The sequence below is a fragment of the Pseudomonas putida genome (assembly GCF_050989985.1).
GTDB classification, from domain to species: Bacteria; Pseudomonadota; Gammaproteobacteria; order Pseudomonadales; family Pseudomonadaceae; genus Aquipseudomonas; species Aquipseudomonas putida_AI.
In genome coordinates, this window is the sequence record NZ_CP158815.1 from 321,646 (window position 1) to 343,671 (window position 22,026).

At 61.2% G+C, this 22,026-nt stretch carries 19 protein-coding genes; 9 read left to right on the forward strand and 10 right to left on the reverse strand.

What is annotated here, in order from left to right; translation table 11 throughout:
- Nucleotides 1-2: 2 nt before the first annotated feature.
- Nucleotides 3-689 (reverse strand): YggS family pyridoxal phosphate-dependent enzyme, encoded by a 687-nt coding sequence (locus ABTV29_RS01580; RefSeq protein WP_433768520.1) that lies wholly within the window; start codon nucleotides 687-689, stop codon nucleotides 3-5.
- A 57-nt stretch (nucleotides 690-746) separates the two neighbouring features.
- Between ABTV29_RS01580 and ABTV29_RS01585 the strand changes: the two genes are divergently transcribed.
- Nucleotides 747-1,781, forward strand: coding sequence for a type IV pilus twitching motility protein PilT (locus ABTV29_RS01585; protein ID WP_433768521.1), 1,035 nt, complete (start codon nucleotides 747-749; stop codon nucleotides 1,779-1,781).
- A 123-nt stretch (nucleotides 1,782-1,904) separates the two neighbouring features.
- On the opposite strand, the gene ABTV29_RS01590 is transcribed toward ABTV29_RS01585, so the two are convergent.
- On the reverse strand, nucleotides 1,905-2,525 hold the full coding sequence (locus ABTV29_RS01590; protein ID WP_433768523.1) for a C40 family peptidase: 621 nt from the start codon (nucleotides 2,523-2,525) through the stop codon (nucleotides 1,905-1,907).
- A gap of 249 nt (nucleotides 2,526-2,774) precedes the next feature.
- Here ABTV29_RS01590 and ABTV29_RS01595 point away from each other — a divergent pair, with 249 nt between their 5' ends.
- Complete coding sequence (locus ABTV29_RS01595) at nucleotides 2,775-3,194, forward strand: NINE protein (protein WP_433768524.1); 420 nt, start codon at nucleotides 2,775-2,777, stop codon at nucleotides 3,192-3,194.
- Between the two features lie 102 nt (nucleotides 3,195-3,296).
- Here ABTV29_RS01595 and ABTV29_RS01600 read toward each other — a convergent pair whose 3' ends face one another.
- The 7 genes from ABTV29_RS01600 to gshB form a co-directional block, all read right to left on the reverse strand.
- Nucleotides 3,297-4,568, reverse strand: a complete 1,272-nt coding sequence (locus tag ABTV29_RS01600) for a dihydroorotase (RefSeq protein ID WP_433768526.1) — start codon at nucleotides 4,566-4,568, stop codon at nucleotides 3,297-3,299.
- The gene (locus ABTV29_RS01605; RefSeq protein ID WP_096514412.1) at nucleotides 4,565-5,569 is read right to left on the reverse strand and encodes an aspartate carbamoyltransferase catalytic subunit; all 1,005 of its coding nucleotides are present in this window, start codon (nucleotides 5,567-5,569) and stop codon (nucleotides 4,565-4,567) included. Before ABTV29_RS01605 ends, ABTV29_RS01600 begins: the two co-directional genes overlap by 4 nt.
- Nucleotides 5,570-5,595: 26 nt before the next feature.
- Nucleotides 5,596-6,099 (reverse strand): bifunctional pyr operon transcriptional regulator/uracil phosphoribosyltransferase PyrR, encoded by a 504-nt coding sequence (gene pyrR / locus ABTV29_RS01610; RefSeq protein WP_433768528.1) that lies wholly within the window; start codon nucleotides 6,097-6,099, stop codon nucleotides 5,596-5,598.
- Between the two features lie 93 nt (nucleotides 6,100-6,192).
- Nucleotides 6,193-6,630 (reverse strand): Holliday junction resolvase RuvX, encoded by a 438-nt coding sequence (gene ruvX, locus ABTV29_RS01615; protein WP_433768530.1) that lies wholly within the window; start codon nucleotides 6,628-6,630, stop codon nucleotides 6,193-6,195.
- Entirely contained in the window at nucleotides 6,630-7,202 is a 573-nt protein-coding gene (locus ABTV29_RS01620) for a YqgE/AlgH family protein (protein ID WP_433768532.1), read from the reverse strand. The genes ruvX and ABTV29_RS01620 overlap by 1 nt, the downstream gene beginning before the upstream one ends.
- 179 nt (nucleotides 7,203-7,381) lie before the next feature.
- On the reverse strand, nucleotides 7,382-8,281 hold the full coding sequence (locus ABTV29_RS01625) for a TonB family protein (protein ID WP_433768533.1): 900 nt from the start codon (nucleotides 8,279-8,281) through the stop codon (nucleotides 7,382-7,384).
- A gap of 98 nt (nucleotides 8,282-8,379) precedes the next feature.
- The gene (gene gshB / locus ABTV29_RS01630) at nucleotides 8,380-9,339 is read right to left on the reverse strand and encodes a glutathione synthase (protein WP_433768534.1); all 960 of its coding nucleotides are present in this window, start codon (nucleotides 9,337-9,339) and stop codon (nucleotides 8,380-8,382) included.
- A gap of 346 nt (nucleotides 9,340-9,685) precedes the next feature.
- Between gshB and pilG the strand changes: the two genes are divergently transcribed.
- The 6 genes from pilG to ABTV29_RS01660 all read left to right on the forward strand — a co-directional run bounded on the left by pilG (nucleotide 9,686) and on the right by ABTV29_RS01660 (nucleotide 19,845).
- Nucleotides 9,686-10,090, forward strand: coding sequence for a twitching motility response regulator PilG (pilG, locus tag ABTV29_RS01635; protein WP_056854372.1), 405 nt, complete (start codon nucleotides 9,686-9,688; stop codon nucleotides 10,088-10,090).
- A 57-nt stretch (nucleotides 10,091-10,147) separates the two neighbouring features.
- Complete coding sequence (gene pilH, locus ABTV29_RS01640) at nucleotides 10,148-10,513, forward strand: twitching motility response regulator PilH (protein ID WP_096514418.1); 366 nt, start codon at nucleotides 10,148-10,150, stop codon at nucleotides 10,511-10,513.
- 10 nt (nucleotides 10,514-10,523) lie between these two features.
- Nucleotides 10,524-11,057: a chemotaxis protein CheW gene (locus ABTV29_RS01645; RefSeq protein ID WP_433768535.1), complete on the forward strand. Its 534-nt coding sequence runs from the start codon at nucleotides 10,524-10,526 to the stop codon at nucleotides 11,055-11,057.
- 154 nt (nucleotides 11,058-11,211) lie between these two features.
- Nucleotides 11,212-13,272, forward strand: a complete 2,061-nt coding sequence (locus ABTV29_RS01650) for a methyl-accepting chemotaxis protein (RefSeq protein WP_433768537.1) — start codon at nucleotides 11,212-11,214, stop codon at nucleotides 13,270-13,272.
- Nucleotides 13,273-13,334: 62 nt separating this feature from the next.
- Nucleotides 13,335-19,385, forward strand: a complete 6,051-nt coding sequence (locus tag ABTV29_RS01655) for an Hpt domain-containing protein (protein WP_433768538.1) — start codon at nucleotides 13,335-13,337, stop codon at nucleotides 19,383-19,385.
- Complete coding sequence (locus tag ABTV29_RS01660) at nucleotides 19,378-19,845, forward strand: chemotaxis protein CheW (RefSeq protein WP_433768539.1); 468 nt, start codon at nucleotides 19,378-19,380, stop codon at nucleotides 19,843-19,845. Before ABTV29_RS01655 ends, ABTV29_RS01660 begins: the two co-directional genes overlap by 8 nt.
- 104 nt (nucleotides 19,846-19,949) lie before the next feature.
- On the opposite strand, the gene ABTV29_RS01665 is transcribed toward ABTV29_RS01660, so the two are convergent.
- Complete coding sequence (locus ABTV29_RS01665; protein WP_433768541.1) at nucleotides 19,950-20,309, reverse strand: DUF6124 family protein; 360 nt, start codon at nucleotides 20,307-20,309, stop codon at nucleotides 19,950-19,952.
- 401 nt (nucleotides 20,310-20,710) lie between these two features.
- Here ABTV29_RS01665 and ABTV29_RS01670 point away from each other — a divergent pair, with 401 nt between their 5' ends.
- Nucleotides 20,711-22,012 carry an RHS repeat-associated core domain-containing protein gene (locus ABTV29_RS01670; protein ID WP_433768542.1) on the forward strand — a complete coding sequence of 434 codons (1,302 nt, stop codon included), beginning with the start codon at nucleotides 20,711-20,713 and terminating at the stop codon, nucleotides 22,010-22,012.
- Nucleotides 22,013-22,026: the final 14 nt, after the last annotated feature.

The following is a 22,026-nucleotide window of genomic DNA, read 5'->3' on the forward strand; positions in this document are numbered from 1 at the left end:
TATCAAGGCTGGCCGTAGTCGCGGGCGCCAAACAGGGCGGTACCGATACGGACCCAGGTGGCGCCCTGGGCGATGGCCGACTCAAGGTCGTGGCTCATGCCCATGGAAAGTGTGTCGAGTGGCAAATTCAGGCTGGCTTGCAGGCTTTGCACGGCCGCGAAAGCCGCGTCCTGTGAGGCGCGATCTTCCGTCGGCTCGGGAATGGCCATCAAACCGCGCAACTTCAGTCGCGGAAGGGCGCTGATGGCATTGGCCAGGGCCGGCAGGTCGGCCGGGGTGCAGCCGGACTTGCTGGCTTCACCGCTGACGTTGACCTGGATGCAGATGTTCAAGGGCGGCAGATCGGCAGGGCGTTGCTCGGACAGGCGTTGTGCGATTTTCAGACGATCCACGGAATGCACCCAGGCGAAGTGCTCGGCGATAGCGCGAGTCTTGTTCGACTGAATGGGGCCGATGAAGTGCCAGATCAAGGGCAGGTCGGCCAATTCCAGCTGCTTGCTCAGGGCCTCTTGCAGATAGTTTTCACCAAAGTCGCGCAGGCCGGCGGCATAGGCTTCGCGCAGGTCTAGCGAGGGTTTGGTCTTGCTCACGGCCAGCAGTTGGACGCTATGTTCATCACGGTTGGCGGCGAGGGCAGCAGCCCGGATGCGCGAACTAACCAGTTGAATGTTGTCTGCTATGGTGGACATTTAAGAGGCGCCAGCGGGTCTGAGGTTGGCGGCATTCTACTGGAATTGAGAGGTGCTATGGATATCACTGAGCTACTGGCGTTCAGCGCCAAACAAGGAGCTTCCGACCTGCATCTGTCCGCCGGCCTGCCGCCGATGATCCGCGTCGATGGCGATGTGCGCCGCATCAACCTGCCGGCGCTGGACCACAAGGAAGTCCAGGCGCTGATCTACGACATCATGAACGACACCCAGCGTGTGGACTTCGAAAAGCATCTGGAAACCGACTTCTCCTTCGATGTGCCCGGCGTGGCGCGATTTCGGGTCAACGCGTTCAACCAGAGCCGTGGCGCCGGTGCGGTGTTCCGTACGATCCCGTCGAAAATCCTGAGCATGGACGAGCTGGGCATGGGCGACGTGTTCCGGAAAATGACCGACGCTCCCCGCGGCCTGGTACTGGTGACCGGCCCGACCGGCTCCGGCAAGTCCACCACCCTGGCGGCGATGATCGACTACCTGAACAACCACCGCCATCACCATATCCTCACCATCGAAGATCCGATCGAGTTCGTCCACGAATCGCGCAAATGCCTGATCAATCAGCGTGAAGTCCATCGTGATACCCGCAGCTTTGCCACAGCCCTGCGTTCGGCCCTGCGTGAAGACCCGGACGTGATTCTGGTAGGCGAGATGCGCGACCTGGAAACCATTCGCCTGGCGCTGACTGCCGCCGAAACCGGTCACCTGGTATTCGGCACGTTGCACACGACGTCGGCGGCGAAAACCATCGACCGCATCGTCGACGTGTTTCCGGGGGACGAAAAGTCCATGGTGCGCTCGATGCTCTCCGAATCACTGTTGGCGGTGGTATCGCAGACGCTGGTGAAGAAAATCGGCGGCGGGCGCATTGCCGCCCACGAGATCATGCTCGGCACATCGGCGATCCGTAACCTGATCCGTGAGGACAAGGTGGCGCAGATGTATTCATCGATTCAGTCGGGTGGGTCGCTGGGGATGCAGACGCTGGATATGAGCCTGAAAGACCTGGTGACCCGGGGATTGGTCAGTCGCGAGCAGGCAAGGGAGAAGGCGCGGTCGCCGGATAACTTTTGAGGAAGGGTTGCGGTGCTTTCAAGGGCCTCATCGCGAGCAGGCTCGCTCCCACATGGATCACATCAATCCTGTGGGAGCGAGCCTGCTCGCGATGGGGTCATCATGTCGATGAAGGTGTTGCGATCAGCGCTGAACAACCCGCATCGCGTTCTGTTCTTTTGGCAGAACCCGCTTGGCAACCACGTAGTGGTTTTCCCAGTACGGTTTCTTCAAGGTATCGATGCTGACCGACTTGCCACGGCGAGGCGCGTGGATGAAGCGGTCGTTGCCCAGGTAGATGGCAACGTGATTGACTCGGCGGCTCTTGATGTTGAAGAAAATCAGGTCGCCCGGCTTCAGGTCTTCGCGATCGACTTTCTCGCCGTGACCGCTGGCCATGGCATTGGAAGTACGTGGCAGGTCAAAGGTGGCGTCGTTGAACGCGTATTTCACCAGGCCGCTGCAATCGAAACCTTTGCTCGGGCTGCTGCCGCCCCAGCGGTACGGTGTACCGAGGACGTTCACGGCGCGGCTCAACACGTTGCTGCTTTCCTTGCTCGCCATGGGCGGAACCAGGCCGCTTTTGTTGCTGACCAACTCTGGAGCTTGTTTGGTCGATTTCTTGCTTTTGCTCGAAGGGGCAGAAGCATGGGATTTTGGGGTGTAACCATTAACGTTCGGAAGACGTTGCTCACGATTGGTGGCGTGGGCGGCCAGTGGCAATAATAGGCAAATGGTTAGCCATGTCTTGAAAAATGGACGCATTAGGCAAGGCTCGTATGGGTTAGCGCGAAACTTTATAACAGCTTTTTTTGGCATCTCGAGGCCGTTGGTCGATTCCACTTGGGTCTAAAGGAGCCCAAAATGCGGCAAATGGACGCAATTGTCGGACAGGAGTCAGGTGCTACAAGGGTTTGACGGGGGGCAAGGTAGCACTTGCCATCTGTCGGCTACTCGTAAAAAAGTCACAAAGATTTAAAGAATATTTATCTATCGTATGAATTGAGGTCATTCATGAACCCCTATCAGCAATCCGCTGCGCAGCAAGACACTCACAGCAAAGTGATCGGTTATCTGCTGTGGATTTTCGGGTTTACCGGGGCTCACCGCTTCTATTACGGCAAGCCGGTGACCGGGACGATCTGGTTCTTCACCTTCGGCTTGCTGGGGATTGGCTGGCTGATCGACGTCTTCCTGATCCCGGCAATGGACCGTGAGGCAGACCTTCGGTTCACCGCCGGCCCTATCGAATACAACGTGGCGTGGATTCTGCTGACGTTTCTCGGGGTTTTCGGCGTGCACCGGATGTATCAGGGCAAGTGGATCAGCGGCTTGATCTACCTGTTGACGGGCGGGTTGTTCGTCGTGGGGGTGCTGTATGACTTCTGGACGCTGAATGACCAGGTTTCGCTACGTAACGCCCAGCGACGCTGATTAATGTGGCGAGGGAGCTTGCTCCCGCTGGGTCGCGAAGCGGCCCCAATAGATGGGCCTGCTGCGCAGTCCAGCGGGAGCAAGCTCCCTCGCCACGGAGTCTTACGCCTGGTGGCTGATCCGCCCATCCACCAGGGTGTAACGCACCACGCCCGGCAGGCTGTGACCAATGAACGGGCAGTTCTCGCCCTTGGACAGCCACGTCTCACCGGCCACGGTCGAGGCCGTCGGGTCGAACAGCACGATGTCCGCCGCACCACCCACGGCCAGGTTGCCCACCGGCAGGCGCAATGCCTGGGCAGGGCCGGCGCTGAGGCGTGCCAGCAGCGTCGGCAGATCCAGCAATCCATCCTCTACCAGGGTCATCGCCAGCGGCAGCAGTAATTCAACGCTGCTGATGCCCGGTTCAGTGGCGCCGAACGGTGCCAGCTTGGCGTCCCGCTCGTGGGGTTGGTGATGGCTGGAAATGGCCGAGACCACTCCGGATTTGACCGCTTCGCGCAGGCCGTCACGGTCGGCGCGAGTGCGCAGTGGCGGCTGGACGTGATAGAGGCTGCTGAAGTCGATCAGAGCTTCATCGGTCAGGATCAGCTGATACAGCGCGACATCCGCCGTGACCTTCAAGCCACGGGCCTGGGCCTGGGCGATCAGGGCCACGCCGCGAGCACTGGTGAGCTGGCTGAAGTGCGCGCGCACGCCAGTCTGCTCAACCAGCAGCAGATCCCGGGCCAGGGCCACGGTTTCGGCGGTTTCCGGAATGCCCGGCAAGCCGAGGAAGCTGGCGGTCGGGCCTTCGTGGGCCAGGCCGCCATCGGCGAGGTCGTGATCCTGGGAGTTGAAAATCACCGTCAGGTCGAAGGTCGCCGCGTATTCCAGCGCCCGGCACAGGGTCCGGGTATTGCGGAAGCTCTCCAGGCCGTTGCCGAAGGCCACGCAGCCGGCATCGCGCAGGGCGACCAGTTCGGCCAGCTGTTCGCCGTCCAGGCCTTTGCTCAAGGCGCCGATCGGGAACACCTTGGTGTTGCCGGCCTCGCGGGCGCGGTCGAGGATCAGTTCGGCCACGGCCGAGGTGTCCAGCACCGGTTTGGTCTTTGGCGGGCAGCACAGGCTGGTCACGCCACCGGCCGCGGCGGCACGGGTTTCGCTGACGATCGAACCTTTGCGGCTGTAACCCGGCTCGCGCAGGGCGACATTGAGGTCAACCAGGCCAGGCGCGGCCACCAGGCCTTTGGCGTCAATGGTGTCGACAGCGACAAAACCGGCTGGCGCGGCGCCAATGGCGACGATCTTGCAGGCTTCGATGTGGATATCGGTGTTCTGGTCCAGGCCGCTGGCCGGATCGATAACGCGGGCGCCAAGAATACTGAGCTTCACTGCACGTTCTCCTGCTCGAATTGGCGCTGCGCAGTCTGCCCGCTCATGGCCATGGATAGCACCGCCATGCGAATCGCGATGCCGTAGGTCACCTGGTTGAGGATTACCGAGTGCGGGCCGTCGGCCACCGCCGACTCGATCTCCACGCCGCGGTTGATCGGCCCGGGGTGCATGACGATGGCATCGGGCTTGGCGCCGGCCAGGCGAGCGGTGGTCAGACCGAACAGGCGGTAGAACTCGCCTTCGCTCGGCAGCAGGCCGCCGGTCATGCGCTCACGCTGCAGGCGCAGCATGATCACCACGTCGACGTCTTTCAGGCCTTCGGTCATGTCGGTGTAGACCTTCACGCCGTATTGCTCGATGCCGATCGGCAGCAGGGTTTTCGGGGCGATGACGCGGATGTCCGGGCAACCCAGGGTTTTGAGGGCCAGCATGTTCGAGCGCGCGACCCGCGAGTGCAGGATGTCGCCGACGATGGCCACCGACAGATTCTCGAAACCGCCCTTGTGCCGGCGGATGGTCAGCATGTCGAGCATGCCCTGGGTCGGGTGCGCGTGACGGCCGTCGCCGCCGTTGATGATCGCCACTTGCGGGCACACGTGTTCGGCGATGAAGTGGGCGGCGCCGGAATCACCGTGGCGCACGACGAACATGTCGGCGGCCATGGCTTCCAGGTTGCGCAGCGTATCGAGCAGGGTTTCCCCCTTGCTCGCCGACGATGTCGACACGTTCAGGGTGATCACGTCCGCCGACAGGCGCTGGGCCGCCAGTTCGAAGGTGGTGCGGGTGCGGGTGGAGTTCTCGAAGAACACGTTGCACACGGTCTTGCCGCGCAGCAGCGGGACCTTCTTGACCGCCCGGGCACCGACTTCGAGGAAGGAGTCGGCGGTGTCGAGGATTTCCGTCAGCAACTCGCGGCGCAAACCGTCGAGCGAGAGGAAATGGCGCAGCTGGCCCTGGTCATTGAGCTGCAGCGGGCGCTTGGTTTCTGGAGGCGTCATCGCAATGGGACTCTCAATAGGGCGAATTAAAGGGCGAGGTCTTGTACTTCGAGCTCAAGCTCAGGGCCGGACAGCTTCACCCGTTCGTTGGCGGCCAGGGACAGGGTCGCACCCAGCACGTTCGGGCGGATCGGCAGCTCGCCGGCGTCCAGGTCGAGCAGGCACACCAGCGTCACGCTGGCCGGGCGACCGTAGTCGAAGAGTTCGTTCATGGCGGCGCGGATGGTCCGGCCACTCATCAACACGTCATCGATCAGCACCAGGTGCTGGCCTTCGATTTCGAACGGCAGGGCCGAGGGGCGCACTTGCGGGTGCAGGCCGTTCTGGCTGAAGTCGTCGCGGTAAAAGGAGACGTCGAGCGTGCCGAGGGGCGAGTCGCTGCCCATCTCCTTGAGCAGGGCCTGGGCGACCCAGACGCCGCCGGTACGAATACCGATATACCGTGGTTCGCTGATGCCACGTTTGGCCAGGTAGGCGTCAAGCCGGATCGCCATCTGGCTGATCAGTTCGGCGGGATTGGGCAGGCTCATGGTTGCTCCTTCTTGGGCCCGAAGCCGGTGATGCCTGAGTGGCTCGGGTTATCACTAAAAGAGCCGCTAGGCGGCTCTTCCGGGTTAAGTGCATCAGGTTTCGAACAGGGCGCCGTTTTCGTCGAGCCAGCCTTGCAGCAGCAGGGCGGCGGCGATGGCATCGACCGGGTTGTCACGGTAGCTGCCTTTCTGTCCACCACGGGCCAGACGCTCGCCCTTGGCTTCGAACGTGGTCAGGCGTTCATCGTGGGTATAGAAGGGCAGGTTGAAGCGGCCATTGAGACGGCGCGCGAACTTTTCCGCGCGGGCGCACATGTCGCTGGGCGTGCCGTCCATGTTCAGTGGCAGGCCGACCACCACGGCGTCGGGCTTCCATTCCTTTATCAACGCATCGACCTTGTCCCAGTCGGGAATGCCGTTCTGCGCTTTCAGGGTGCACAGTTCGCGGGCCTGGCCGGTAACGACCTGACCGACTGCCACGCCGATGGATTTGGTGCCGTAGTCAAAACCCAGGATCAGCCGCAGGGCCATCAGGCGTGCCCCGCCTGGCTGGTGAGCAGGCTGAGGTTGACGCCAAGGTGTTTGGCCGCCGCTTCCAGGCGCAGCTCGCTGCTGGTGTTGAACAGGATGTCGGCGTCGAACGGGCAGGTCAGCCAGGCGTTCTGGGCCAGTTCGGCTTCCAGCTGCCCGGCTTCCCAACCGGCGTAGCCGAGGGCGATCACGCTTTTCGACGGGCCGACGCCATCGGCAATGGCGAACAGCACGTCCTGGGAGGTCGACAGGGACAGCTGATCTTCCAGATCAACGGTGGCCTGGTAGCTTTGCCCCGAAGGATGCAGGACAAAACCGCGATCGGTCTGGACAGGGCCGCCGATGAAAATCGGTACATGCTGAGTGAGCGCTGGCGGTTCGACATCGGGCCGCAGCTGCTCAAGGATATCGGCCAGGTTCAGGTCCTGCGGACGGTTGACCACCAGCCCCATGGCGCCATTGGCCGTGTGCTCGACGATGTAGGTCAAGGTGTGCGCAAAGTTCGGGTCGACCATGTGAGGCATGGCGATCAGGAAGTGATGCTTGAGGTAGCTGGGGCTGACGTTTTTCATGACCGCTAGTGTGGCGTTCGAGGGGCGAACTGACAAGCTGGGGATGCACAGGAATTCCCTGATAACGACGCGGATCACTGTAGGAGCGAGCCTGCTCGCGATGGTGTATCAGCTGCAGTTGTGTCGACTGACACTCCATCGCGAGCAGGCTCGCTCCCACAAGGGAAATTCTCAGGGCTTCAGTTGCTGGAAAGTCTGTCCCCGCGGGCAAACTTCCAGGTACGGATGATTTCCAGGCGATCGATGTCCGACAGATCGCCCGTAAACGGCGCGAACGGCGCGGCCAGGCGCACGATGCGCTGGGCGGCCTGGTCCAGCAGCGGCTGTCCGGAGGACTCCAGCACCAGCACTTCATACAGCGAGCCATCGCGGTTGATCGAGACCATCAGGCGCAAGTTGCCGTAGATCTGCTTGCGCCGGGCTTCGTCGGGGTAATTGAGGTTGCCGATGCGTTCGACCTTCTTGCGCCATTCGTCCTTATACCAGGCGCCCTTGTCGCGCATGGTCGAGGCGGCGCTCAGGCGGTGAATGCGCGGGCGCTTGGCGTAGAGCTGCTGTTCGTTGGCCAGCTCCGCTTCCAGGCTGGCGATGTCGCTGGACAATTGCTCGCTGTCGAAGGTCGGCGCGGCCACTTCAGGCTTGGTGGCGGGCTTGGGCTCTTCGGTCTTGGTGGCGGCCTTTTTCGGCTTCGGCGCGACGGTGGTCACGGCAGCCTTGGGCGCGGTCTCCTGCACTTCGGGCTTGGCCGCAGGCGGTGGCGTGACTTTCTGTACCTTGTTGTCCTGGAAAGGCGCGACCTCGGTGGTCTTGGGGATGGCCTTCTTATCCAGGGTGCCGCTGCCCTGCTGATTCTCCTGGGCGAGGAAGTCGGCTTTCTCCGGCTTCTTTTCGCTTTTGAAGGTGGCGAGGGTGATTTCCAGGGTTCTGCTGATCTGCTTGGGCTCGACCACCGTGAAGCCGACGCCCAGCAGCAGCGCCAGGTGCACCAGTGCTGCCAGAAACAGGGTAAAACCGAGGCGATCGGCCGGGCGCACGCCACGATGGGCGAGTTCGGCAGGCAGATCGGAAGGGAGGGTCATGGCAAAAAAACCAACATCGCGTTTTTCACAGGCCGGGCATGATAACGCAATGTTGGTTTTAAGCTTCAAGCTTCAACGGGTAAGCGACAAACTGTTTGTCACGCCTTTCTGGCTTGCAGCTTCTTGTCGATCGCGTCCATGAGCATGCCGCCGATGTCGGTACCGAAGGCGTTGTCGATCTCGCGGATGCAGGTCGGGCTGGTGACGTTGATTTCGGTCAGGTGCTCGCCAATCACGTCCAGGCCCACGAACAGCAGGCCTTTCTCGCGCAGGGTCGGGCCGACTTGTGCGGCGATCCAGCGATCCTTCTCGGTCAGCGGGCGGGCTTCGCCACGGCCACCGGCGGCGAGGTTGCCACGGGTTTCGCCAGCGGCCGGAATGCGCGCCAGGCAGTAATCCACAGGCTCGCCGTCGATCATCAGGATGCGCTTGTCGCCGTCCTTGATGGCCGGCAGGTAGGCCTGGCCCATGATCTGCTGGGCGCCGAGGACGGTCAGGGTTTCCAGAATCACCGACAGGTTCGGGTCGCCTGCACGGTGACGGAAGATCGACGTGCCACCCATGCCGTCCAGTGGCTTGAGGATCACGTCGCCGTGTTTGGCGGCGAATTCACGCAGCACGTCGGCGCGGCGGCTGACCACCGTCGGCGGCGTGCACTGCGGGAACAGCGTGGCGAACAGCTTTTCGTTGCAGTCACGCAGGCTCTGCGGCTTGTTGACCACCAGCACGCCGGCGCTTTCGGCCTGTTCGAGCAAATAGGTGGAGTAAACGAACTCCATGTCGAACGGCGGATCCTTGCGCATCAGGATCACGTCCAGGTCGCTGAGCAGGGCATCTTGCTCGGCTTCCAGTTCGAACCATTTTTCCGGGTTGGCGAATACCTTGAGCGGACGCATGCGCGCTCGAGCCTGGCCTTCGGCCTGGTAGAGGTCGCGCTGTTCCATGTAGAACAGTTCCCAGCCGCGCTTCTGCGCGGCCAGCAGCATGGCCAGCGAGCTATCCTTTTTATAGGAGATGCTGGCGATAGGGTCCATGACAATCCCGACGCGAACGCTCATGGGGTTTTCCTCGAAAGTTGGGGGCCAAGTCGACTCCTGTAGGAGCGAGCTTGCTCGCGATGGACTTCAGGACACCGCGCTTATCCAGCCAGCACGCGTCATCGTAGGCGACCATCGCGAGCAAGCTCGCTCCTACAAGGATCAGGCTATAAAAGTGGCGTCAGAGTGGCGCCGAGTGTGTTTGCGGTCAAGGAAAAACCACTGCACCGGCCGGCCGATAGATTGGTATTGGAGACTGTGCTAAAAAGGCTGCCAAGCGGTACTGGCCCTTGAGTATCAAGGGCTTCGAGCCTTCCGGTTACCGGAAATGGACAAATAGATTCGCAAAGGCGACGGCAGAGCATTTATGGAACAGCACCCCAGCGCCTTGAAGGTTATGGTGATCGACGATTCGAAGACGATTCGCCGCACCGCCGAAACGCTGCTCAAGAACGTGGGTTGTGAGGTCATCACGGCCATCGACGGTTTCGATGCCTTGGCCAAGATTGCCGACAACCATCCCGGCATCATCTTCGTTGACATCATGATGCCGCGCCTGGATGGCTATCAAACCTGCGCCCTGATCAAGAACAACAGTGCATTCAAGTCCACGCCAGTGATAATGCTGTCCTCCAAGGACGGGCTGTTCGACAAGGCCAAGGGACGCATCGTCGGTTCCGATCAATTTTTGACCAAGCCTTTCAGCAAGGAAGAACTGCTGAACGCGATCCAGGCCCATGTTCCGGGCTTCGCCGCCGTTTTGCCGCAGTAAGACACCTACAGTGACGCTCGGCCAACGGGCCCTGCGTCGACAAGAATGGGGAAGACCATGGCACGTATCCTGATCGTCGATGACTCGCCGACCGAAATGTACAAACTGACCGGCATGCTGGAAAAGCACGGTCATGAAGTATTGAAAGCCGAAAACGGCGCGGACGGCGTGGCCCTGGCCCGCCTGGAAAAGCCCGACGCGGTGTTGATGGACATCGTGATGCCCGGCCTCAACGGGTTCCAGGCGACCCGCCAGCTGACCAAGGACCCCGAAACCGGGCACATCCCGGTCATCATCATCACCACCAAGGATCAGGAAACCGACAAGGTCTGGGGCACACGCCAGGGCGCGAAGGATTACCTGACCAAGCCGGTCGACGAAGAAACCCTGCTCAAAACCCTGAACAACGTACTGAACGGTTGATCGTCCGGTCATGACCGAATCGCTGACGGCTTTCGAGTTGCTGCTGCAGATCGACCAGCGCTGTCGACTGCTGGCGGCCGACTTGCCGTCGCAGCCGACCCGGCAGGATCACTGGAGCGGCATCGGTTTTCGCTTGGGCGATCACTGGTACGTCGCGCCCATGAGCGAAGTCAGTGAAGTGCTGCATGAGCCACGCTTTACCCAGGTGCCGGGGGTGAAATCCTGGGTCAAGGGCGTGGCCAACCTGCGTGGGCGCTTGCTGCCGATCATGGATTTGGGAAGCTTCCTGGGGCACGAACTGTCGACCGCGCGCAGGCAACGGCGGGTGTTGGTGGTGGAGCATCAGGAAGTGTTTGCCGGGCTGATGGTCGATGAAGTGTTCGGCCTCCAGCATTTCGCCCGGGACAGCCTGGAGCCGGTCGACACGCTGGATGGCCCGATTGCACCGTTCATTCAGGGGCGGTTCGAGCGCGAGCAGAGTTGGCAGGTGTTCAGCCCGTTTGCACTGGCGCAGTCACAAGGGTTCATGAACATCGCGGTGTAGTCGGGATATTGGCAAACCCTGTGGGAGCGAGCTTGCTCGCGATGAGGTCGGCACACTCGACATCTTTGTCGGCTGATACACCGCTATCGCGAGCAAGCTCGCTCCCACAGGTTCTTCAGCAGTCTTGGAAGGTGTGGTTAACAGGCGAAGACCGATGATAAAAGCTAAAACAGGCAAGCCAATGGAAGGGTCGCGCAGTCGTTCGCAGATCATCGCGCTGTTCATCGCGCTGATCATTTTCATCATGTTGCTGTTCGCCAACTTCGCGTACCTCAACACCCAGGCCACGTACGACAAACAGTACATCGGCCACGCCGGCGAACTGCGCGTGCTGTCCCAGCGCATTGCCAAGAACGCCACCGAAGCCGCCGCCGGCAAGGCCGCGGCGTTCAAATTGCTCAGCGATGCGCGCAACGATTTTGCCCAGCGCTGGAGCTATCTGAAAAAAGGCGACCCCTCCACCGGCCTGCCTCCGGCACCGGCAGCCGTGCGCCCGGAAATGCGCGCGGTGCAACTGGACTGGGAACGCCTGCTGAAAAACACCGACGCCATCCTGAGCAGCGAGCAGACCGTGCTGTCGCTGCATCAGGTCGCCGCGACTCTGGCCGAGACCGTGCCGCAGTTGCAGGTCGAATACGAAAAAGTGGTGGAAATCCTCCTGCAACGTGGCGCTCCCGCTGCCCAGGTGGCCATGGCCCAGCGTCAATCGCTGCTGGCCGAGCGCATTCTGGGGGCGGTGAATACCGTGTTGTCCGGCGATGAAAACTCGCAGCAGGCCGCCGACGCCTTCGGTCGCGATGCGGCGCGTTTCGGCCAGGTACTCAATGGCATGCTGTCCGGCAATGTGGCACTGCGGGTCAGTCAGGTCGAAGACCGCGATGCCCGGGCACGCCTGATGGAGATTTCCGAACTGTTCGAATTCGTCTCCGGTTCAGTGGATGAAATCCTTGAAACCTCGCCCGAGCTGTTCAAGGTTCGCGAGTCGGCCACCAACATCTTCAGCCTGTCGCAAACCCTGCTCGACGAGGCGTCGCACCTGGCCAGCGGTTTCGAAAACCTCGCCGGCGGGCGCGATACCGACACCATCGGCGGGTATGTGCTGGGCCTGGCGGCGCTGGCGTCGATCATCCTCATCGGCATGGTCATGGTCCGCGAAACCAATCGCCAGCTGCGTGAAACCGCCGAGAAAAACGAACGCAACCAGAACGCGATCATGCGGCTGCTCGATGAAATCGAGGATCTGGCCGACGGCGACCTGACCGTCACCGCCTCGGTGACCGAAGACTTCACCGGCACCATTGCCGACTCGATCAACTATTCCGTGGACCAGTTGCGCGACCTCGTGGCGACCATCAACCTGACCGCCGGCCAGGTCGCCGCCGCCGTGCAGGAAACCCAGGCCACCGCCATGCACCTGGCGCAGGCCTCGGAGCATCAGGCCCAGCAGATTTCCGAAGCCTCGACAGCGATCAACGACATGGCCGAATCCATCGACCAGGTGTCGGCCAACGCGGCGGAGTCCTCGGCGGTAGCCGAGCGCTCGGTGGAAATCGCCAACAAGGGTAATGAGGTGGTGCATAACACCATCCACGGCATGGACAACATCCGCGAGCAGATCCAGGACACCGCCAAGCGGATCAAGCGCCTGGGCGAGTCTTCCCAGGAAATCGGCGACATTGTCAGCCTGATCGATGACATTGCCGATCAGACCAACATCCTCGCTCTCAACGCGGCGATCCAGGCCTCCATGGCGGGCGATGCCGGGCGCGGTTTTGCGGTGGTTGCCGACGAAGTACAGCGGCTGGCGGAGCGTTCTTCGGCGGCGACGCGGCAGATCGAGACGCTGGTGCGGGCAATTCAGACCGACACCAACGAAGCGGTGATTTCCATGGAGCAGACCACCACTGAAGTGGTGCGCGGCGCGCGTCTGGCGCAGGATGCCGGTGTGGCCCTGGAGGAAATCGAAGGCGTATCCAAGACCCTCGCGGCGCTGATCCAGAGCATTTCCAACGCTGCACAACAACAGACGTCGTCTGCCGGCCAGATTTCCCTGACGATGAACGTGATCCAGCAGATCACCTCGCAAACCTCGTCCGGCTCCACCGCCACCGCCGAGAGCATCGGCAACCTGGCGAAAATGGCCAGCCAGCTGCGGCGTTCGGTGTCCGGTTTCACCTTGCCGGCGACCAAGGCGCCGGTGACGGACAATGCTTGAACGCCTGCGGGCGCATGCCATTTGAATGATGCAACGTGACTGAAGCGAAAAGTGGAGTGGTTATGGGTGATCGGCACGACTATGTGGCCCTCGAATGGGTCAAGGGCGAGATTGCCGAAACGCTGAAGCAGGCTCATCACGCGATCGAAATCCAGCTTGATGACCCGCAGGCGACGCACGCCCTGAGCGATTGCCTGGCGTGCATCCATCAGGTTCACGGCAGTTTGCAGATGGTCGAATTCTACGGCGCGGCCCTGCTCGCCGAAGAGATGGAACACCTGATCGTCGCCCTGCAGAACGACCGCGTCAGCCATCGTGACGAAGCGCTGCACCTGATGCTGCAAGCCCTGGGGCAACTGCCGATCTACCTCGACCGGGTGCAGGGCGCGCGCCGTGACTTGCCGCTGGTGGTGCTGCCATTGATCAACGACCTGCGCAGCGCCCGTGGCGAAAGCCTGTTGTCGGAAACCAGCCTGTTCAGCCCGCAACTGCCGGACTTGCCGCCACTGGACGCCGAGACCCTGGCGTTGCTGGAGCCGGCTGATCTGCCCAACGTGCTGCGCAAGTTGCGACAGATGCTGCAAATGGCCCTGGTCGGCCTGCTCCGCGAGCAGGATGACGACACTCACCTCGGTCTTCTGGCCAAGGTGTTCTCCCGCCTCGAAAGCCTGTGCGGCAATGCGCCCCTGAGCCCGCTGTGGCAGGTCGCTTCGGCGCTGGTCGAAGGCATGCGCGGCGGCGCGATCGCCAACAGTCCGGCCTTGCGCAGCCTGTTCAAGGACGCCGACAAGGAACTCAAGCGCCTGCTCGAACAGGGCATGCCCGCCATCAATCAACCGGCGCCGCCGGAGCTGCTCAAAAGTTTGCTGTTCTACATAGCCAAGGTCGAACACCCCACCGGGCAGATACTGATCATGAAAGATCGCTACGGACTGGATGACGCGCTGCCCGACAGCGCAATGGTCGATGAAGAACGCGCACGGCTCGCCGGCCCCGACCGCGATGCCATGCGTTCGGTGCTCGCTGCATTGTGCGAAGAGTTGGTGCGGGTCAAGGAGCGCCTGGACCTGTTCGTGCGCAGCGACCGGCAGCATGCCTCGGATCTCGACAGCCTGCTCGCGCCTTTGCGGCAAATCGCCGACACCCTGGCGGTGCTGGGTTTCGGCCAGCCGCGCAAGGTCATCATCGACCAGTTGGCGGTGGTGCTGAGCCTTGCCCAGGGCCAGCGCACCCCCGATGACGCGACCCTGATGGACGTCGCCGGGGCCTTGCTCTACGTCGAAGCGACCCTGGCCGGCATGGTCGGTACCGTGGAGCCCGAGAGCCAGGAGGAAGGCCGCCTGCCGACCACCGACCTGACGCAGATTCATCAGATCGTGATCAAGGAAGCCCGCATCTGCCTGCAGCAGGCCAAGGACATGATCGTCGACTACATCGACGCCGACTGGGACCGTCAGCATTTGCAGCCACTGCCTGCCCTGCTGACCCAGGTGCGCGGTGCGCTGGCGATGATTCCCCTGAGCCGCGCGGCGGGCCTGGTCGAAACCTGCAATCACTTCATTCGCGAACATCTGCTGCTCGACCCCGGCCAGCCCGACTGGCAGGAACTGGACAGCCTGGCCGACGTCATCGCCAGCCTCGAGTATTACCTCGAACGCCTCAACGATGACCCGGAAGCGCCGGGCGAGCAGTTGCTCGACATCGCCGAACAAAGCCTGGCGACACTCGGCTTCTTCCCTAACGAACAGCCCAGCGAACAACAGGTGCCGGTGCTGGAGGATGTGCTCAGCCCCAGTGAAGCGCAGAGCTTGCAACAACAGCAGGAGCTGGATGCCTCGGCCGTCGCCCGGTCCCTGGCCGATGTATTGGCCAGTCCCGTATCCGCCCTCAATCCTCCGGCCCGGAACACGCCGGGCAGCCTCTTGCCGCCACCGGCCGACGAAGAGCCGGTGGACGATGAACTGCGCGAAGTGTTCCTCGAGGAAACCGACGAAGTCCTGGAAATCCTTCGCGAGTACCTGCCTCGCTGGTCGATCAACCCTGACAATCGCTCGGCCCTGAGCGAACTGCGTCGCGCCTTCCACACCCTCAAGGGCAGTGGCCGGATGGTGCGCGCGCTGGTGATCGGCGAACTCGCCTGGACGGTGGAAAACCTGCTCAACCGCGTGCTTGAAGGCAGCGTCGAACCGGGTGCCACGGTGCAGCAACTGATCGGCGATGTGTTGCGCCTGCTGCCGGAACTGGTGGCCGAGTACGCCGCCCATGCCCAGCGTCAGCGCAGCGATGTCGATCAGTTGGCGGCCCGCGCCCATGCGCTGGCCAATAGCGAAGAGCCGTTATCCGATGAGGACACGCAGGACGTCTCGGCGCTGGATCCGCTGCTGCTGGAGATCTTCCGCAAAGAAGCGGAAACCCATTTGAGCAGCCTCAATCGCTTCCTCGACGAGACCGCCGATCACCTGCCGTTGCAGGCCAGTGATGCCTTGCTGCGAGCTCTGCACACCCTCAAGGGCAGCGCTTCGATGGCCGGGGTCTTGCCGATCGTCGAGCTGGCGGTGCCGCTGGATCAGCTGGTCCGGGAGTACAAGGCTCACCAGATCCCCCTGGACCTGGACGAAGTCGACGTGCTGCTGGAGGCCGAAGGCCTGTTCCGTCTTGGCTTGCGCCAGCTGAAAAAAGATCCGCTGGCCGAGATCCCCCATGCACGCGACCTGATCGAACGGACCCGGGCGATGCTCGCCGAACGCCTGCAAAGCCTGCTGGATGTGCCCAGCGACGCCCCGCGGATCAAGCGTGATCCGCAATTGATCAACAACTTCCTGGCCCAGGGCATGGACATCCTGCTGGACGCCGAGAGCCTGCTGCAGCGCTGGCAGCAGCACCCCGGCGAACGTCAGGAACTCAGTGCGCTGCTGGACGAATTGACCACGCTGGGCGAAGGCGCGCATCTGGCCGACCTGCATCCGGTGGATGAACTCTGCGAAGCCTTGCTTGATCTCTACGGTGCCGTGGAGGAGAGCAGCCTGGCGGTCAGCGAAACGTTTTTCCGGGAAGCGCAAAGTGCCCACGAAGCGCTGATCGACATGCTCGACGAACTGGCCGCCGGCCAGGAAGTCAGCCCCCGTCCGGACCGGGTTCGGGCCTTGCAAGGCTTGCTCAATGAAAGCCTCGATCCCTCGGCCATGGGCCTGATTCGCAGTGACGGCAGCCGGACCCTGAGCATTCGCGAACTGGGCGATGCCACCGCTGAACTCGAAGCCACATTCCCCCCTGTGGGAGCTGAAAACACTCTCCCCCCTGTGGGAGCGAGCCTGCTCGCGATGGACGTCAACGATGACGCGTTTTCATTGGAAGAACGCGGTGCCGGTGAGTCCATCGCGAGCGAGCTCGCTCCTACAAGGGATAGTGAGCTGGATGAAGAGATCGTTTCGATCTTCCTCGAAGAAGCCGTGGATATCCTCGACAGCGCCAGCCAGGCCTTGCATCGCTGGTTGAGCGAGCCGCAAAACGCAGCCCCCCTGTCGTCCCTGCAACGGGACTTGCACACCCTCAAGGGCGGCGCGCGGATGGCCGAGGTCGAGCCGGTCGGCGATCTGGCCCATGAGCTGGAAGGTCTCTACGAAGGCCTGGTGGATCGCCGCTACAACTACAGCGAAGCGCTGGCGCAATTGCTGCAACACAGCCATGACCACTTGGCGCAGCAGCTTGAGCAGTTGCAGCGCCACCAGTCGCTGGACGACCCCGGTGAACTGATCGAGGCCATCCACGCCTTCCGCCATGGCCATGGCAGCCCCGCCGAGGTGATTGAGCAAGAGCCCGACGACGCGCCCCATCACGACAGCGATTTGCTGGAGATCTTCCTCGAGGAAGGTTTCGACATCATCGAGAGTTCCGGCGCGGCGCTGTTGCGCTGGCAGGCCGAACCCTCGAACCGCCAGGAAGTGGAAACCCTGCTGCGCGACCTGCACACCCTCAAGGGCGGTGCGCGCATGGTGGAAATCACGCCCATCGGCGATCTGGCCCATGAACTGGAGTTTCTCTACGAAGGCTTGTCCACCGGCCTGCTCAAACCCACGGGCGCGTTGTTCGAGCTGCTGCAACGCAGCCATGACCGGTTGGCGCAAATGCTCGACGCGGCGCGCGCCGGGGAACCGTTGCCACCGGCCGACCGGTTGCTCGATGCGATCAGGAATTTCAGTCATCCCTCAGTCCCCGAAGCGCCAGCAGCGGCAGCGGCTGTGTCGCCCGTCGTGGTCAAGACCGAAGCGCCGTTGCAGCCGGCGGATGTCGGTGCGGACATGGTCAAGGTCTCGGCGGAGTTGCTCGACGACCTGGTCAACCTGGCAGGCGAGACGTCGATCTTCCGTGGGCGGATCGAACAGCAGGTCAGCGATGCGCAGGTGGCGTTGAACGAGATGGAAACCACCATCGAGCGCATGCGTGATCAGTTGCGCCGCCTCGACACCGAAACCCAGGGCCGGATCCTCAGCCGGCAACAGGACGCCGAGCGCCTGGGTTATGAGGAATTCGACCCGCTGGAGATGGACCGTCACTCACAGTTGCAGCAACTGTCGCGAGCCTTGTTTGAGTCCGCCTCCGACTTGCTCGACCTCAAGGAAACCCTCGACCGGCGCAATCAAGACGCGGAAAACCTGTTGCAGCAACAGGGCCGCATCAACACCGAATTGCAGGAAGGCCTGATGCGCACGCGCATGGTGCCGTTCGAGAGAATGCTGCCGCGCCTCAAGCGTATCGTCCGCCAGGTGGCGAGCGAGCTGGGCAAGGACGTGGAGTTCATCGTCGGCAACGCCGAAGGCGAGATGGATCGCAACGTGCTCGAACGCATGGCGGCGCCACTGGAACACATGCTGCGCAACGCCGTGGACCACGGCCTGGAATCCGCCGAGGTGCGGGTCGCGGCGGGCAAGCCGGCGCAGGGGCGGATCACCCTGGATCTATTGCGTGAAGGCGGCGACATGATTTTCGACATCCGCGACGACGGCGCTGGCGTACCGCTGGATGCCGTGCGGCGCAAGGCGGTCAAGCGCGGTCTGATCGATCAGAGCAGTGAAATCAGCGACCGCGATGTGTTGCAGTTCATCCTGCAACCGGGGTTTTCCACCGCCGAGAAAATCACCCAGATCTCCGGACGCGGCGTCGGCATGGACGTGGTGCATGAAGAGGTGCGGCAACTGGGCGGCAGCATGAGCATCGACTCTGTGCCGGGGCAGGGCGTGCATTTCCGGATCCGCCTGCCGTTCACCGTGTCGGTCAACCGGGCGCTGATGGTGCAATGCGGTGAGGATCAGTATGCGATTCCGCTGAACACCATCGACGGCATCGTTCGCGTGCTGCCCAACGAACTCGAAGGGCATTTCCGCCTCGATCCGCCGACCTATGAATACGCCGGTCAGCGCTATGAACTGTGCTATCTGGGCGAGCTGCTGAAAACCTGTCCCCGGCCCAAACTGCTGGGCCAGAGCCTGCCGCTGCCGGTGCTGCTGGTGCAATGCAACGAGCGCCACATCGCGGTACAGGTCGACGCCATGGCCGGCACGCGGGAGATCGTGGTCAAGAGCCTCGGCCCGCAGTTCGCCGCCGTGCAGGGCGTTTCCGGGGCCACGATTCTGGGCGATGGCCGGGTGGTGCTGATTCTCGATCTGCTCGCACCGATCCGCGCCTTGCAGGCCCATGTGCCGCAACGCACGCCCGTCCACGAAAGCGAATTCGAACCGCAAAAGCCGCTGCTGGTCATGGTGGTCGACGATTCGGTCACGGTGCGCAAGGTCACCAGCCGTCTGCTGGAACGGCATGGCATGAACGTGCTCACGGCCAAGGACGGCGTCGACGCCATGCAGCTGCTCGAAGAGCACCTGCCGGACATCATGCTGCTGGACATCGAGATGCCGCGCATGGACGGTTTCGAAGTGGCGACCCAAGTGCGCAACGATGAGCGCTTGCAGCACCTGCCCATCATCATGATCACGTCCCGTACCGGGCAGAAACACCGCGACCGGGCCATGGCCATCGGCGTCAACGACTACCTCGGCAAGCCGTACCAGGAATCGGTACTGCTCGAAAGCATTGCCCTGTGGAGCAAAACCCATGCATGAGCGGCGCCTCAACCCGCGCAGCATCAACCTCACCGGCCTGCTGCTGCCCCTGGCCGACCGCAACCTGATCCTGCCCAACGTCGCGGTGGCCGAGCTGATCGACTACCAACCCGCGGCTTTCGACCTCGACACACCGCCCTGGTACCTCGGCCGGGTCACCTGGCGCAATCGACAGATTCCCCTGCTCAGCTTCGAATCGGCCTGCGGCAACAAAATCGTCATCGGCGAGCGTGCACGCATCGTCATCCTCAACGCACTGGGTGGCCGGCCTGAACTGAAATTCATCGCAATGCTGGTCCAGGGCATTCCACGTTCGTACAAGCTCGACAGCCAGTTGAGCTATGTGGATGTGCCGTTGTGCCCGCTGGAACAGGCGGCGGTGCAGGTGGCTGACCAGGTGGCGAAGGTGCCGGATTTGATGGCGCTGGAGGAGTTGTTGGTGGAGGCAGGGTTGACCTGATTGGCCCCTTCGCGAGCAGGCTCGCTCCCACAGTGGAATGCATTTCAAATGTGGGAGCGAGCCTGCTCGCGAAGACGGCCTTCAATTCGCCAAAGACCTGTCTGCTAAACCTTGGCCTCAGCCAACACCTCATGCTGATCCAGCGCCCGCTCCACCAACAAATGCACCCCATCGGCCATCCTGCTCAGCGCCAAGGCGACAGAGCGACGCGAACCCTCCACATCGTCCGCCAGATCCGCCGCGATGGCACTGATCGACAGCAGGTCTTCGGAGGCGTTGGCCAGCAGCGCTTCGGTGCCGATATTGGGAGAGACGGCGAAGAGCTGAAATTTTTGGCGCCTGGCCGGTTTTTCGTGAGAGGGCGGGAAGTAGTGGGAGAAGGCGCGGTCGGCGGCTTCCTTGAGTTTCTCGGCTTCGAGGGGATCGGTGTCGGATTCTGGGGGATTGGGAGTGACTTTGAACATAGAGAATCTCCGTCTAACGAGTTTTAACTGCTCCCTTGGGTTCCAATCGAAGGGGTGGCAGCTGTACGCAGGTTGGAACCCGGGGTAAACGGACAAAACCCGGCAGACCAGAAGGTCTCCCGCGCACAGCCGCCATAACGGAGTGCACACATTCAAGGTGCGCAAGCATACGTTATGAAGGGCGCTTTTGCGTCGTCTACACCCCGGGGTTCCAAGCCCGGTCGCTGAATTTGCAGCGACACCCAAAACGATAAAGACCCGCGCAAAAGCCCACCAGTCAGCGGGCTCCGGCATTGTTGTAGGTCGCGACGCAAGAATGCGTAGCCGCACACCGCTCCTGCGGACAAGCTTTTAAACAAAAACCTCAAGCGTTCCTCGCCACGAAGGTTGCTGATACTGAATTGACGATTACCAAATTGGGACCGATCGGTCCTCTTTTGGGACTCATTGATCAATACATTCAGGCATTGAAGATTGCGGTGGCTGTGCTTGCCCGCAAAGGCGCCAGTGCTGACATTGAGATAAAGGCCGACTACCTATCAGTTCTGCTAGTGGACACATTCAGCGAACCGGTTGAATCTGGATGCCTGCACCAAGGAGCAGCAGGAACCCAGCCTATGCCTTCAAACACCCGAAACATCCTTTGCCGTTATTACTACGATGCACTGGATAGTCTGATTGGCTTGAATCGGACGGGGCAGGATGATCTGCAGCGGTTTTACTGTAAAAGCCGGCTGGCCACGGAAATTCAGGGCCAGACGCAGACCACAATAATGCAGCAGGGTGATCAGATATTGGCGCAACAGCAACGAATGGGCGGTAGTGTAGAAACAGACCTATTGGCTACCGATACGCAGCGTTCTGTATTGCATGCGGTCGGTCAGCGGCCGCGCCCTCGTATTGTTTATGGTCCATATGGATATCATCCCGCTGAGAGTGGTTTAACTAGTTTGTTGGAGTTTAATGGTGAGCGGCGGGATACGGTCACCGGATGTTATTTATTAGGCAATGGGCATCGGGCGTTTAGCTCGGTATTGATGCGTTTTAATAGTCCGGATCGTTTAAGTCCGTTTGATAAGGGTGGGTTAAATGCTTATTGCTACTGTTCCGGGGATCCAGTTAATCGAAGTGATCCAACCGGGAGAGCCTTCAATTGGGTAAGTGAACTGCCTAGTTCTTTTAAATTTAAGCAGTTGAATGACGTGGTTAATGCAAAAAAACCTTGGTTCATGTTAGATACTATGGAGATTGATTTAATTAAGGATCTTTACGGACCCCCTGATCCATTTAGAAAATTCCTTGAAGTTCAACCTGTGCGGAGAGTTGCAGCAAAGTTTAATCCTCGCGCCCATTCGCGAGTAGAAGGGCAGCAAAAAAATTGGGCGACACCGAGAAGTTTAGGGCAGCTAAGTAACGATTCAATAGATGGGAGAATGTATGTTGGTGCCCCCCAGAATCTTAAAAAATATATGGATAAAAATTATTATCGTAATGAATTGTCGGCAGGATATTTGGAAGCTCGAAAGAGAAAAATAACACCTGATATGGTGGCAGTTAATTCGTCGTCGACATTACAGAATAATGAGGGCTTTATGTCTTTGGCCCTGGCCCCGGATTTGTCTAGAAGTATCAGGTCATTTGATTATCTGAAAAGAGATTTAAAGCAAGTTGCCGAAAATGTTAGAAACGGTCTATTACCCTAACCGTAACAATCCAC